The sequence below is a fragment of the Dongia sp. genome (assembly GCF_041918875.1).
In the GTDB taxonomy this organism is placed as follows: domain Bacteria; phylum Pseudomonadota; class Alphaproteobacteria; order Dongiales; family Dongiaceae; genus Dongia.
Genome location: NZ_JAYRUV010000003.1, coordinates 100,865 through 114,755 on the forward strand (window position 1 = coordinate 100,865; position 13,891 = coordinate 114,755).

Here is a 13,891-nt window from a genome sequence, read left to right on the forward strand (position 1 = left end):
GGGGATCCAGTGCCGCGTGGATAGACTGGATGCCCGGGTCAAGCCCGGGCATGACGTAGTAATTTGGGAAAGTTGAGAAGTGAGGTGTTGATATGGCAACCGTAAAGCTGCCAACCATTGCCGAGGCCGAAAAGAACCCGGCCGTGAAGGAAGTCTATGACGATATCCGTGCCACGCGGAAATCGGATTTCATCAACAATATCTGGCGCGGCCTGGCTGGAAGCCCTGATCTCCTCAAGCGGATCTGGGTGCAGATCAAGGCGGTAATGGCGACGCCGAGCTCGATCGATCCCTTGACGAAGGAGATGATCTACATCGCCGTCTCGACTGCCAACAGCTGCTCATATTGCGTCCATTCGCACACCGCCGCAGCCCGCGCCAAGGGTATGACGGACGAGCAGCATACCGAATTGATGGCGATCATCAGCTTGGCCGCCCAGACCAATCATCTGGTGACGGCCATGCAGATCCCGCTCGACCCGGAATTCGAGGTCAAATCTTAACCCCAAGCGCCCACATGGCGGCGATCGAAGGCGACCGATTTGATCACCGCATAGACATTCTTGCCCGGGACCAGATCCAGATGCCGCACGGACTTGGGCGTCACGCGTGCCAGGAAATGGGCGCCGTCATGGTCGAGACCTACATTCACCATGCCGCTCTCATCCTCGCGCAGCTCGACGATGCGGCAGGGAACGATGTTGAGGGCGCTGATATCGGTGGGGCGGGTGAGGCTCAGCATCACGTCGCGCGCCTTGATCTGGATGCGCAGCGCCGTGCCGATGGGAGCCCCCAGCGCTGGAATGCGCAACTCGCCGAGCGGTGAGGCGAGGACGCTGAGCTGGTCCTCGATTTCATGGCGTGCCACCGTCGCATCGATGAGCGATCCGGCGCCGCTTTCGTCCTGCGAGGTAAAGGGCAGGAGGTCGAGGCGGCCCAGAATATCCGCCGCCGGTCCGCTGGCAATCGACTTCCCGTCTGATAGCAGCACGACCGAGGCCGCTAGGCGCGCTATCTCGGAGACGGCATGGGTCACATAGATGATCGGGATCGAGGCATCGTCGCGCAGCCGTTCGAGATAGGGCAGGATCTCGCCCTTGCGATCGTCGTCGAGCGAAGCCAGGGGCTCGTCCATCAGCAGGATGTCGGGATTGGAGAGGAGGGCGCGGCCGATGGCGACGCGCTGCTTCTCGCCACCGGAAAGATTGAGCGGCCGGCGCGCCAGCAGGGCGCCGATGCCCAGCATCGACACTACATGATTGAAATCCGCCTTCCCGCGCGCCTTGGCGAACCAGGCGCCATAAAGCAGGTTCTGCTTCACGGTGAGATGCGGGAAAAGGCGCGCCTCCTGAAAGACATAGCCGATGCGCCGCCGATGAGCGGGCAGGTCGATTCCAGCCGCGCTGTCGAACAGTACCCGCGACCCGATCTTGATGCGGCCCGAATCCGGCCGCATCAGGCCTGCCATCAGATTGACCAAAGTCGTCTTGCCTGAACCGGAGCGGCCGAAGAGCGCGGTGATGCCGGCGCCGCTCACGAATTCGGCGGTAAGGTCGAAGGCGCCGATGCGGTGCTTGAGGCTGATTTCGACGCTCATGCGCCCACCACTTTCCCGGCGATGCGGCGCGCCAGCAATTCGGAGAGGATGAGGGCGCCCATGGAAATGGCGATGGAGATCACGACCAAGCGCATGGCGGCGGTCTCTCCGCCCGGCACGTTGGTGTAGGTGTAGATGGCGGTGGGGATCGTCTGCGTTTCGCCCGGTATATTGGAGACGAAGGTGATGGTGGCACCGAATTCGCCCAGGGCCTTGCCGAAGGAAAGGATGGCGCCAGCGATCACACCGGGGAGCGCCAAGGGCAGGGTGATGGTGCAGAAGACCCAGATGGGCGAGGCGCCCAGCGTCGTCGCCGCTGCTTCAAGCCTCTGGTCGACCAGCTCGATGGAGAGGCGGATGGCGCGCACCAGCAGCGGGAAGCCCATGATGCCGGCGGCCAGCGCCGCACCCGTCCAGCGGAAGGCGAGGACGATGCCGAACCATTGGTCGAGAATTTCCCCGATCGGCCCTTTGCGGCCGAAGAGGAGCAGCAGCAGATAGCCGGTCACGACCGGCGGCAGGATGAGCGGCAGATGGACGAGGCCGTTGAGCAGCGTCTTCCCCCAGAAGTTCCGGCGCGCCAAAGCCCAGGCCACCAGCAGGCCAGGTGGCAGGCTCGCCGCCGTGGCCCAGAGGGCGATCTTCAGGCTGAGATGGATCGCAACGAGTTCTTCCGGGGTGAATGACAGCACGAAACCTACTTCAGGATCTGGAAGCCCGCCTTTTCGAATAGCGCGGTCGCTGCCGGCGACTTCAGAAAGCTCAGGAAGTCGGCAGAAAGTGGCGCCGTCGAACCGGTCAATTGGGCGATAGGATAGACGATCGGCTTGTGCGAGTCCTCCGGGAAAGTGTCGATCACTTTCACCTTGGGCTCGGCGGTGGCGTCGGTCTGGTAGACGATGCCGAAGGGTGCTTCGCCAGTGGCAACCAGGGCGAGCGCGGTGCGGACATTTTCGGCCTGGGCGACCTTGGCCTCGACGCTGGCCCACACACCGAGCTTTTCCAGCGCGGCCCTGCCATATTTGCCGGCGGGAACGGCCTTCACATCGGCCATGGCGAGCTTGCCATCGCCGATGGCGCCGGCGAGGTTGAAATCCGCCGCTATCTTGAGTGTCGCGGCACTGTCAGCCGGGGCCACCAGCACGAGGGTATTGCCGAGCCAGTTGCTGCGCGTGCCATCCTTCACCAGCTTGGCCATCTCGACATGATCCATCCAGTCGAGGTCGGCCGAGATGAAGAGATCGGCCGGCGCGCCACCTTCAATCTGCTTGGCCAGTGCCGAACTGCCGGCATAGGAGATGGCGATGTCGCCACCTTTTTCCGCCTTGAAGGCAGCGGCGGCATCGTCCAGCGGGCCTTTCAGGCTGGCGGCGGCGAAGACGATGATCTTCCCGTCTTCGGCCACGGCGGAATGCGGCGTGGCGCCGAAGGTTGAGATGGCGAGGGCTGCCGCCAGAAGCGAGCGGCGCGTGAGCAAGGCGATCATGGATGGCTCCCCGAGGTTTCGTTGTAGTCAGCGGTATATATCGAATTTACACCTTCCGTCAAAGCCGATCTGGCAGGCTTTCACGTGACTTTGAACGCCGCATTGCCCTAAGATCGATGCCGATAAGTCATTTGTTTCAAAAGGCTTGAGAGGAATTGGCGATGGCGCATGACGCACCGGCTGCGGCTTCAGGTCCCACCAGACTGGCGATCCGCAATATCGGCCTGATCCTGAGCGGCGATATCGGCAACCCGATCCTGGCCGGCGATGCGGTGCTGGTCGAAAACGGCAAGATCAGCGCCATCGGCCGCGAGAAGGACCTCCATCTGGAAGGGGCCGACACAATCGTCGATGCGCAGGGAACTGCCCTGGCGCCCGGCCTCATCGACAGCCATGTGCATCCGGTCGCGGGCGATTGGACGCCACGGCAGAACCAGATCGGCTGGATCGATTCCTCGCTCCATGGCGGCGTCACCACCATGATCTCGGCCGGCGAAGTGCATATGCCGGGCAGGCCCAAGGACATCGTCGGTTTGAAGGCCATGGCGATCTTTCACCAGCGCGCCTTCGCTACCTTCCGACCCGGCGGGGTCAAGGTCCATGGTGGGGCCCCCATCATCGAGCCCGGCATGAATGAGGAGGATTTCGAGGATCTGGCCGCTGCCGGCGTGAAGCTCTTGGGCGAGATCGGCCTCGGCGGTGTCAAGGATGGCATCACCGGCCGCAAGATAGTGGAATGGGCGCGGAAATATGGCATCCAGTCGACCATCCATACCGGCGGACCGTCGATCCCTGGTTCCGGCCTCATCGACAAGGATGTGGTGCTGGAGGTCGATGCCGATGTGGTCGGCCATATCAATGGTGGGCATACGGCACTTCCCGACAGTCAGATTCGTTGCATCTGCGAGGGCTGCAAGCGCGGGCTGGAGATCGTCCATAACGGCAACGAACGCGCGGCGCTCTACACGTTGCGCACGGCTAAGGAGATGGGCCAGTTGGAACGCGTCATCCTCGGCACCGACGCACCGGCCGGTTCCGGCGTGCAGCCGCTCGGCATTCTGCGCATGGTCTCGATGCTCTCGTCGCTGGGCGACATCCCGGCCGAGATCGCCTTCTGCTTTGCCACCGGCAACACCACGCGCATGAGGAAGCTCGATACCGGCCTGATCGAGAAGGGCATGGCCGCCGACTTCGTCTTCCTCGACAAGGCGCAGCATTCCGCGGGCAAGGATCTGCTTGAATCCGTGCGCCTCGGCGACCTGCCCGGCGTCGGCATGGTCATCATCGACGGCATCCCGCGCATCCAAAGAAGCCGCAACACGCCGCCGGCGACGAGGATCCCGGATCTGGTGAAGGGGAAACTGGGGTGAATCTCTGTGGCGATACTCTTCGCCAAAGCCCCCACCCAACCCTCCCCCTGAAGGGAGAGGGCTTTTGCGTCGAGATTAAGCGAACGATCTCGTTACACCTCCCTCTCCCTTCAGGGGGAGGGCCGGGGTGGGGGCCGCCGCTAACTCAGCGCCTTCAATAGCGCGATCAGTTGCGCGCGTTGTGTGGCATCGAGTGGACTCATCGTTTCTTCGGTAATCGCGGCGGCGATGGGGAAGCCGCGTTCGGCTTCCTTGCGACCGGTTTCAGTCAAAGCCACGCGGACGCGGCGGGCGTCGTCGGGGTCGGGGCTGGTCTCGATATAGCCCCTGGTGCCCAACCGGTCGACCACACCTTTGATCGTCGCCGCATCGAGCGCCACCAGGCGGCCCAATTGGTTCTGCGAGGTCGGGCCGGTCTCATAGAGCTTGGCCAAGGTCGCCCATTGCGGAGCGGTCAGATCATTGCCGAAGGCAGTGGCGAAGATCGCGGTGTGACGCTGGCTGACCTTGCGGAGGACAAAACCGATCTGATCGTCCAGCGCGTAATTGCCATCCGTCTCGGGCGATTTCGGGCGGGGTTGATTTGCCATCAGCGCAAACCGTCCTCGCCCTTGATCTGATCCTTGGTGAGACCGCCGACGCGCGGCAGTGGCCTTCCGCTGTCGGTGACGGCCACGGCCACCATGATTTCATTGGCGCGGGGCGCATCGTTGACGCGCACTTCCATGCCGTCGAAATGGCTGCGCACATAAGCGGCGTCCTTGTGGCCCAGTGGAATGTCGAGGACCACGCCAGGCCCGCCGCGCTTCTTGGAGGAGGGGATGAGGGCAGCACCTTTGCCCAGCACCTTGCGCACGGGCGTGCCGAGCTTGGGGTGCAGGATGGCGGCAGCATGTTCAAGCTCGCCATTCTCGCCGACGGCAGCGGCCTTGCCATAGCTCTCGGCTTTCGCCCCTTCGATGCCGAGGGCGGCCACGGCCCTTTCGGCCAGCAATGCGCCAAGCTCCTCGCCGATATCCATGAGCGGCGTCAGATCCTCGACATATTTGCCGGCAAAGGGATTGGCGATGACGGCGACGGCGGCGGCGCGACGCGTTGGTGGATTGATGCCCTTCTCCATCTCGCGGTGCGTTTCCTCGACGAAGGTGACGATCTTCCGGATTTCGGCTTTCATCTCAGTCCATCCTCTCCCTTGATCTCGCTGGCTTTCAGGCCGCCGACGCGGGCATGGATGCGAGGGCCTGTCGTCATGACCAGGGCCACCAGCAATTCATCGGCGCGCGGCGCGTCATTGAGGCCCACTTCCATAGCGTCGAAATGGCTGCGCACATAGGACGCATTGATATGCGTCACCGGTACATCGAGCCGCGTGCCCGGCCCGCCTACCTTTTTCGTCGAAGCGACGATGGCCATTGTGTCCCCCAGCACTTCGCGCATGGCATAGCCGCCGGGCACGTGCCACAGGGCAGCGTGCTCCGCCTCGCCGTTCGAACCGGCGATGGCGCCCTTACCGTAACCTTCGACGATCTTCGGATTTCCACCCAAAGCCGTCACCATGTCGCGCGCCAGGCCGAGGCCCAGCGGCTTCAGATCGTCCATGAAGCCGGCTATATCCTCGACGTAGCGACCGGCGAAGGGATTGCGGATCACGGCGATGGCCGAGACGCGCTTCAGCGGGACGGTGGCGCGGGGGCCGCCTTCGTGAAAGATCTCCTCGACGGAGATCAGGCGCTTGCGGATCTCAACTTGCGGCATGGGTGAAGGCTTCCTTGGCTTGGCCGATGGTCGTCATCAGGCCGGGTGAGGCGTGAACCAGTCTGGTCTGGCCGGAAAGATGCAAGGCGGCGGCATGAATTTGGCCGCCGGCCAGAAGGCTATCGGCAAAGCGCACGCCACGGGCAAGGGCGCGCGCGATCTCGGTTCTGGTCAAGGTGCCGACCGCGCGGGTGACGAGGTGCCGCCCCAGATCGCTGTCGGGCTGCAGGGAATCCGCCGGCACGCGAATGATGCCTGGATGATTGGGCAGGTCGACGGCATTGGCGATCATCGTGGCGGCGGCATCGGCGCCGGGGGCGTTGGTGGCGAGAACCGTCACGGCGTCCGCGATGCCCAACGAAAAGCTGCGGCCATGGCGGCCGCTGGTGGCGATTCCGCGAATCTTGTCGCCGCTCTTGATCGCCAGCTTGCCGAAGAGGCGGGGCTGGTCCGGCCGGTCGACCATGCCGATCTCGAAGGTGGCGCCATCATCCAGATGCAGCGCGATATCGCCGCCATTATTGACATAGGCGCGCGACAATGGGGCGGCGCCCACCATGGCGTTGAGGATGGCCTCGGCCCCGGCACCTGCCACAGCTACCATCGGCGTAATGAAGTGCTTGGCGGCATAGGGCTGCGCCGCCTCGGCCATGCGGGCCGCGACGGGACCTTGTGGCAGAACGCTGTCCTTGGTGAGGCGCTGGCGCAGCTGCGGAAGCTCCGCGCAGAGCTCATCGAGCAGGGTCGCAAAACGTTCGCATGCTGCATCGTAGGCAATATCGATCGCGGCCGGCGCACCGTCGGCTTGAATGACGAGATCGATGGGGCCGTCCTGCAAATGCAGGCGGCGCCCGTCGGGCAGAAACTTCGCCTGCTGCCTGGCACTCATGATGCCTTGTCCGAGCGACTGTGGAAGGTGAGGGGCCAGGGTGCCTCCCTGTGCCGGCTCACCCTATGCCGCTTGAGCCCATCGGCCGCGAGATCGGAGAGGTGCCGCACATGCTCCATATGACCGCCGAGCGCCGCATATTCGTCGAGGCGCAGGGTGAATTCGATCGGCGCCACCAGAGCCGGCGTCGGTACATAGCCGAAAGCATTTTGCGGCAGCAGGGTGACGTCAACCATCAGCGTGATGCCACCACCCGGCCAGATATAGGCGGGCGCGCCGCCGCAGGTCACATTGGTGAGCGCACGCTTGACCGACTGCGTCAGGCGCACGGGGTTCTCCGTGACGCCGGCGCGCAACGACCCACCGGCGCCGCCCATGAACAGCACGGTGGAAAGGGCCGGCTCGCAATTCTCCCTGATGCGCGCTACCGAATCCAGCAGTGGTTTTGGGAGGTCCCGTTCGACCGGCTTGAGGTCGTCGTCAAGAACGTAGTAGGCGGCATGCTCCCCGGTCGTGCTCACCATCAACATGGTAAGGCCGGGCCGCGCGACCTTGGGATCGAAGGGCAGCAGGATAGAGAGCGGGTCGGAGATATCGGTGCCACCCCAGCCGGTGCCGGGCTCGGCCACTTGGAAATAGCGGCCCGGCGTCGATTTCCGCCCCCGCATCTTTATGCCGGTATCGGGAATGCCCAGCAGCTTGCCGGCCTGATGCTCGGACAGAATGCCGGTGATATGATCGTCGACCACGACCACCTCGTCGACCTTGCCTTGCCATTGCTTGGCGAACATGCCGATGGTGGCGGAGCCGCAGCCCACGCGCATGCGCTCCTCGGGCACGCCGTTGACGATCGGTGCTCTTCCGGCCGCGATGACGACGCTGGCGCCACCATCGATGGTCAGTTCGACCGGCTCCCTGTTGCAAAGAGCCAGCAGCGTGTCGCACGTGACGCGGCCCTCTTTCTTCGAGCCGCCGGTCAAATGATGCACGCCGCCAAGCGAGAGCATCTGCGAGCCATATTCACCCGTGGTGACGTGGCCCACGGCCTCGCCTTGCGCACGCACGTTGGCTTGCTCGGGACCCAGGAAGCGGTCGGTGTCGATTTTGACCTTTACGCCGCAATAACTGAAAATGCCTTCTGTCACCACGGTGACCATGTCGACGCCGTCAACATCGGCGGCGACGATGAAGGGGGCCGGCTTGTAGTCCGGATAGGTCGTGCCGGCGCCGACGGCGGTGACGAAGGTCCCGCCGGCATGCAGGATATCGCCGTCCCATTCGGCCATCTGCCCGCCGAACGGCACCACGGCCTGGCCTTCGGAGAGCGCCTGGCTCAGCAGGATATGCGGATCGACGCGGATGAGTTCGCCACCGCGATTGGCGTAGCGGTCGCAGGCGCCAGTCTGGCCGTCACGGATGTAGCAGAGCACGGGGCAGGCGTCGCAGCGGATCTTGCCGTCAACTACCTTGGGGCCCACATCGCCGGCGGAGCCTTCCGTCACTGTGTCGTCCCTCATCGGCGCGCCTCCTTGATGGCTGCCAGTATCCGGTCTGGCGTTGCCGGGATGCGATGGAGCCGCACGCCGGTCGCATCGGCGATGGCATTGAGGATGGCGGGCGCCGTCGGGATAAGCGCCTGTTCGCCGATGCCCTTGGCGCCGAAGGGGCCGACCGGCGACGCGTCCTCGATGAGGATCGATTCCACCGGCGGCACATCGCCGATGGTGGGGACGAGGTAGTCGTGCAGATTCTCGCCCTTGCCGGGATGGAACTCTTCCATCAAAGCGAGACCGATACCTTGTGCGATGCCACCTTCGATCTGGCCCTCGACCAGGGTCGGGTTGACGGCGCGGCCGACATCGTGCGCCGCCGTGATCTTGAGGAGTTCGACCGTGCCGAGCTCGGTGTCGATTGCAAGCTCCACCAGATGCGCGCCAAAGCCATAGACGGCATAGGGCACGCCCTGGCCGTCGGCATCGAGCGGGCTGGTCGGGGGGTCGAAAGTCTCCTCGGCCGCCAGCACATAGCCGCGTGCATCGCAGGGCAGGGCGGTAAGGTCGATAGGATGGGCGATGGGACCATCCTCAACGACGATGCGGCCCTGGCCGAAGCGCAATGCTGCCTCGGCGCCGGCATTGGCGAGACGCAGGATCTGCCGGCGCAGAGCTTCGCCGGCGAGCTGCGCCGCCTTCCCCGTGACAAAGGTCTGGCGTGAGGCCGAGGTCTTGCCGCAATCGGGGGTGAGGTCGGTGTCGGCGGCAATGAGATCGAAGTTCCCCAGCGGCGCGCCCAGCGCATCGGCGCAAAGCTGCGTGATGACGGTGTTCGAGCCTTGGCCGATATCGACGGCGCCCTGATGCAGGGCGAGGCGGCCGTCTGGCTTCAGCCCCAAGCGGATCGTCGAGGGGTTGGGGAGCGAGGTGTTGCCGCAACCGTACCACATACCGGCCACGCCGACGCCGCGGCGGATATGCGTCGACGCTTCGTTGGCGGCCTTGGCTTCGGCGCGCGCACGTTGCCAATGCGGCTGCAGGCTTTCGAAACAGGCGCGAATGCCGGTGCCGGGGCCGAGTATCTGGCCGGTGACGGTCGGCTGGTCAGGCCTCAGCGCGTTCTTGAGGCGGAAATCGAGTTTGTCGATGCCCAACTTCTCGGCCAGCATGTCATAGAGTTGTTCCTGCGCGATCGTCGCTTGCGGCACGCCGAAGCCGCGGAAAGCACCGGCCGGCACCGCATGCGTGTGCACCGCGCGCGTCAAGGCCCGATAGTTCGGCACGAAATAGGGGCCGGAGGCATGAACGGGCACGCGGTTGGCGACGGTCGGTCCCCAGGAGGCATAGGCGCCGGTGTTGAAATCGCCGGTAAAGTCGATCGCCACAAGGCTGCCATCCTTCTTCGCACCGACCCGCATATGCATGTGCCCCGGATGGCGCTTGGTGGTGGTGGCGATGGATTCCGGCCGCGAATAGACCATGCGCACTGGCTGTTTGAGATGCCAGGCCGCCACCGCGATGAAGGGCTGCACGGAGAGATCGAGCTTGGAGCCGAAACCGCCGCCCACCGCCGTCGGGATGATCCGTACCGCTTCCGGTGCGATCCCCAGAATCTTGGCGACATCGTCGCGGTCCATATAAGGCGCCTGCGTGCAGGCCTGCACCTCGATGCGGTCGCCCACGCGCCGGGCGATGCCAGCCTCGGGTTCGATATAGGCATGTTCGACGAAGCCGGTCTCGAAGGTACCCTCGACGATGGCGTCCGCGTCGGCCAGACCCGCCTCGGCGTCGCCACGTTTGACGCGCCCACGAATCAGGATGTTGCCGGCGCGGGCTTCATGTAGCAGCGGCGCATCTTGCGCCAATGCGGCGTCGAGGGTGAGAGCTGCGGGCAGTTCCTCCCATGTTATCGGGAACTGGCTGAGATCGAGCGCTTCAACCGTTCTGGCATCGCCGACGATGGCGGCAACGGCTTCGCCTTTGAAGCGTGTCCTGGCAACGGCAAAGACTGGCTGGTCGGCGAAAGGACCGATGACGCCGTAGCAGTTCGATCCCGGTATGTCGGCCGCGGTGAAGATGCGCTGAATGCCCGGATGTGCCCGCCGGTAGGCAGCTAGATCACCGAATGTGAAGCGCGCGTGGTGACAGGGTGCACGAACAGCCCGCAAGAGCAGCGCCTCCGCTTCGTGCCGATCGGCACCGAACAGATCGGTACCGGAGATCTTGCGGTCGCCGTCCAGGCGGCCGATACGGGCGCCAACGGCTTCGCCGGCTTTCGGCCAGGTTACCGCCGCCGCGTCCACATCCATCACCGCGGCGATGATTTTGCGGTAGCCGGTACAGCGGCACAGAACGCCGCCCAGTGCGTTTTTCACCGCAGCTTCATCCGGCGCCGGATTTTCCGCGAGCAGGGCCGTGGCGGCGGCCAGCATTCCCGGCGTACAGATGCCGCATTGCGCGGCGCCATGGCGCAGGAAGGATTGTTGCAGTCTCGCTGCCGTGAGCGACTGACCTGGCAGGCCTTCTATGGTAGTGACGGAACAGCCGCTGACCTGACCCACGGCCACCAGGCAAGCGCAGACCGCCTCGCCGTCGAGCAATACCGTGCAGGCGCCGCAATCGCCCGCATCGCAGCCGACCTTGGTTCCATAGAGGCCCAGATCGTCGCGCAGAACATTGCTGAGGCGCCGCTCGGCTGGTGCTGCAACCGCGATCCTGCGGCCGTTGAGTGTGAAGGGAATGGCGCTGCCATCATGCATCGATCAAGACTCCGCCCGTCTTGGCAAAGCAGTCCTGCACCGCACGGCGAATCAGGGTGGCGGCTGCGTCGCGCCGATAGGCGGCGGTCGCGCGCACATCGTCGATCGGCGCAAGCTGCGCCAATCGGCCCGGCGTCACTGCCGCGGCGATATCCGTCACCGAGCGGCAGCCGACGAGCGTATTTTCGATTTCGGTCAGCCGCTGTGCCACGGCAGAGCAGGCGCCGGCGGCAATCCGTGCTTCGGCGATGGCGCCATCGGCGGCGCGGCACAGCGCCACGGCAATCATGGCGATGGATATGACCATATAGCGCCGCGTACCGAGCTTGACGAAATGGCTGGCAAGGTCGCCATGGCGACGCGGTATCAGCACGGCGGTAACGATCTCGCCGGGTTCGAGCGCCGTTCGACGGTTGCCACGGATGAAGGCATCCAACGGCAGTTCGCGCTTTCGATCGGACGATGCGATTTCGACGCGTGCATCCAGCGTCAGCAACGGCGGCACGCTATCCGCGGCTGGCGAGGCGTTGCAGAGGTTGCCACCGATCGTGCCGCGATTCTGGATCTGGATGGAGCCGATCTCCCGCGCCGCCGCCTTGAGCCCGTCGAAGGCGCTGGGCAGGGGGGCTGCCGCGATCTCGCTCCACGTCACCCCGGCGCCGATACGGATGTCCTCGGGCTCCGCCGTGATGACAGTCAGCTCCGGCAAGCGGGAAATGTCGATGATCGGCCGCACCTCAACGGACTGGCCCAAGGTGGGGAAATAGTCAGTGCCGCCGGCCAACAGTATGCCGCCGTGCCGGGCGAGCAGGTCGATGGCTGCCGAGAGCGATGCCGGCTGCAGAAACATGGCGGCGCAAGGGCTCCTGAAATGGCTCGTCCCGGCGCGGGCAGATCCCTTGTCGGGTTGGCGAATTCATTTGTATGCAAATGATTGTCCCGCCGTCGGGCGCAAGCGTCAAGAGGCTTCAGTGCGCCGGGAAGCTTCGCCGAGAGCGATCGGCTGGGCGATGCAGGTTGGAGACATCGGTTGCGCGGCCGCGGCATTTCCCCGAAGAATGGCGGGCTTTTTTGACGGAAAGACCAAGTTGAGCCGATTTCCTTTCGTCCGGGCCTCCCTTCTGGCGCCAGCCATCCTGCTGTCAGCTGCATTTTCGGCTTTCGCCCATACCGGCGAGAGCGGCCTGGTGCTGCTGCTTCCGACCGGATACTACCTTTTCGGCGGGACACTCGCGGTCACGCTGTCCTTCTGCCTGATCTTCCTCTGGCCGCGCACGAGCCTGGAGCGCCTCTGCAAGGCGTCGCTTCCGCTTGGCACCCTCCGGGTGCCGCCGAGAGGGGCGGCGAGCTTTGTCGTCTTTGCCTTTCTCCTGGCGCTGATTTGGAGCGGTCTTTTCGGTAGCCGCGATCCGCGCGGCAATCCCTTGCCGGTGACGGTCTGGTCGGTCTGGTGGGGTAGCTTTGTCTTCGTCCAGGCCGTTTTCGGCGATTTGTGGCACTACCTCAACCCGGTAATAGCGCCTTACCGGCTGATCCGGCGCTTGGCCGGCCGCGAGGCGCCCTATCTCGTTTATCCGGAATGGCTCGGTTTCTGGCCGGCCGTTTTCGCTTTCGGCTGCTTCTCGTGGCTGGAGCTTGTCGATCTCGCGCCGGATGATCCAGCGCGGCTTGCCTGGATCGTCATCTTCTATCTTGCGGTGACGCTCGCTGGCATGGTGCTGTTCGGCGCCGATGCGTGGCTCCGCCGGGCCGATCCTTTCAGCATCTTTCTGCGCTTTTTGGCGCATCTTTCTCCGTTCGAGGCCCGGCCGGTCGCTGGGGCACCGGCCTTGCGCCTGCTCTACCTGGTCCCACCGGGCGCCCGTCTCTTCCGCTTGCCAGCCTTGCCGCCAAGCGGCACGCTGTTCGTGCTGATGACCTTGAGTTCCGTTTCTTTCGATGGGCTCAGCCGCACCTTCCGGTGGCTCGACCTGGCGGGTATCAATCCGCTGGAATTTCCGGGCCGCAGCGCGGTCCTGGAATTCAACAGCCTGGGCCTGATCGGCATATGGCTTGGTCTCGCTGGCGCCTATTTCGGCGCCGTTCGTTTAGGGAAGTGGATCAATCCAGCCTGGTCGCGCAATCCCGCCGCCGGTCTGCTGATTATCAGTATCATTCCAATCGCACTCGCTTATCATTTCGCGCATTACCTGACGATCTTGTTGATGGAACTGCAATATGTGGTGCAGATCTATGGCGATCCCCTCGATCGCGGTTGGAATCCGCTGGCGCTGCCGCCCAATTTCGTCACGGCCTCTTTTCTCAACGATTATCGTTCTGTGCGCATCATCTGGAGCCTGCAGGCCGGTGCTGTCGTGGCCGGGCACCTGGTTGCCGTCATCGCTGCACATGTGCTGAGCGGAAGATTGGGCGGGACGGGATGGCGCGACCCTTCGGGGCAGGTGCCGCTCGCCATGCTGATGGTACTCTATACCCTCTTCGGACTCTGGCTGCTGGCGGCACCCAATATCGGCTGAGGCTCGGTTATTGAGTTTTACGCGGC

General features: G+C 64.3%; 13 protein-coding genes. 3 read left to right on the forward strand and 10 right to left on the reverse strand.

Annotation, left to right across the window (positions count from 1 at the left end; translation table 11 throughout):
- Positions 1-92: 92 nt before the first annotated feature.
- A complete protein-coding gene (locus ACE3TY_RS04125) occupies positions 93-503 on the forward strand; it encodes a carboxymuconolactone decarboxylase family protein (RefSeq protein WP_374651149.1) in 411 nt (136 codons plus the stop codon).
- On the opposite strand, the gene modC is transcribed toward ACE3TY_RS04125, so the two are convergent.
- The 3 genes from modC to modA are packed head-to-tail and all read right to left on the reverse strand — an operon-like array spanning position 500 to position 3,083.
- The gene (modC, locus tag ACE3TY_RS04130) at positions 500-1,597 is read right to left on the reverse strand and encodes a molybdenum ABC transporter ATP-binding protein (RefSeq protein WP_374651150.1); all 1,098 of its coding nucleotides are present in this window, start codon (positions 1,595-1,597) and stop codon (positions 500-502) included. The two genes, ACE3TY_RS04125 and modC, sit on opposite strands and share 4 nt — an antisense overlap.
- Complete coding sequence (gene modB / locus ACE3TY_RS04135; RefSeq protein ID WP_374651152.1) at positions 1,594-2,289, reverse strand: molybdate ABC transporter permease subunit; 696 nt, start codon at positions 2,287-2,289, stop codon at positions 1,594-1,596. Before modB ends, modC begins: the two co-directional genes overlap by 4 nt.
- 5 nt (positions 2,290-2,294) lie before the next feature.
- A complete protein-coding gene (modA, locus tag ACE3TY_RS04140) occupies positions 2,295-3,083 on the reverse strand; it encodes a molybdate ABC transporter substrate-binding protein (protein WP_374651154.1) in 789 nt (262 codons plus the stop codon).
- Between the two features lie 161 nt (positions 3,084-3,244).
- Here modA and ACE3TY_RS04145 point away from each other — a divergent pair, with 161 nt between their 5' ends.
- Positions 3,245-4,453: an Enamidase gene (locus ACE3TY_RS04145; protein ID WP_374651156.1), complete on the forward strand. Its 1,209-nt coding sequence runs from the start codon at positions 3,245-3,247 to the stop codon at positions 4,451-4,453.
- A gap of 140 nt (positions 4,454-4,593) precedes the next feature.
- Here ACE3TY_RS04145 and ACE3TY_RS04150 read toward each other — a convergent pair whose 3' ends face one another.
- The 7 genes from ACE3TY_RS04150 to ACE3TY_RS04180 are packed head-to-tail and all read right to left on the reverse strand — an operon-like array spanning position 4,594 to position 12,199.
- The gene (locus ACE3TY_RS04150) at positions 4,594-5,043 is read right to left on the reverse strand and encodes a MarR family winged helix-turn-helix transcriptional regulator (RefSeq protein WP_374651157.1); all 450 of its coding nucleotides are present in this window, start codon (positions 5,041-5,043) and stop codon (positions 4,594-4,596) included.
- Positions 5,043-5,627, reverse strand: a complete 585-nt coding sequence (locus tag ACE3TY_RS04155) for an amino acid synthesis family protein (RefSeq protein WP_374651158.1) — start codon at positions 5,625-5,627, stop codon at positions 5,043-5,045. Before ACE3TY_RS04155 ends, ACE3TY_RS04150 begins: the two co-directional genes overlap by 1 nt.
- On the reverse strand, positions 5,624-6,208 hold the full coding sequence (locus ACE3TY_RS04160) for an amino acid synthesis family protein (RefSeq protein WP_374651159.1): 585 nt from the start codon (positions 6,206-6,208) through the stop codon (positions 5,624-5,626). Before ACE3TY_RS04160 ends, ACE3TY_RS04155 begins: the two co-directional genes overlap by 4 nt.
- Positions 6,195-7,097 (reverse strand): UPF0280 family protein, encoded by a 903-nt coding sequence (locus ACE3TY_RS04165; protein ID WP_374651161.1) that lies wholly within the window; start codon positions 7,095-7,097, stop codon positions 6,195-6,197. Before ACE3TY_RS04165 ends, ACE3TY_RS04160 begins: the two co-directional genes overlap by 14 nt.
- Positions 7,094-8,614, reverse strand: a complete 1,521-nt coding sequence (locus ACE3TY_RS04170; RefSeq protein WP_374651163.1) for a 6-hydroxynicotinate reductase — start codon at positions 8,612-8,614, stop codon at positions 7,094-7,096. The genes ACE3TY_RS04165 and ACE3TY_RS04170 overlap by 4 nt, the downstream gene beginning before the upstream one ends.
- On the reverse strand, positions 8,611-11,349 hold the full coding sequence (locus ACE3TY_RS04175) for a molybdopterin-dependent oxidoreductase (RefSeq protein WP_374651165.1): 2,739 nt from the start codon (positions 11,347-11,349) through the stop codon (positions 8,611-8,613). Before ACE3TY_RS04175 ends, ACE3TY_RS04170 begins: the two co-directional genes overlap by 4 nt.
- Positions 11,342-12,199, reverse strand: coding sequence for a xanthine dehydrogenase family protein subunit M (locus tag ACE3TY_RS04180; RefSeq protein WP_374651167.1), 858 nt, complete (start codon positions 12,197-12,199; stop codon positions 11,342-11,344). Before ACE3TY_RS04180 ends, ACE3TY_RS04175 begins: the two co-directional genes overlap by 8 nt.
- Before the next feature lie 238 nt (positions 12,200-12,437).
- Here ACE3TY_RS04180 and ACE3TY_RS04185 point away from each other — a divergent pair, with 238 nt between their 5' ends.
- A complete protein-coding gene (locus ACE3TY_RS04185; RefSeq protein ID WP_374651169.1) occupies positions 12,438-13,865 on the forward strand; it encodes a hypothetical protein in 1,428 nt (475 codons plus the stop codon).
- Positions 13,866-13,891 lie beyond the last annotated feature (26 nt).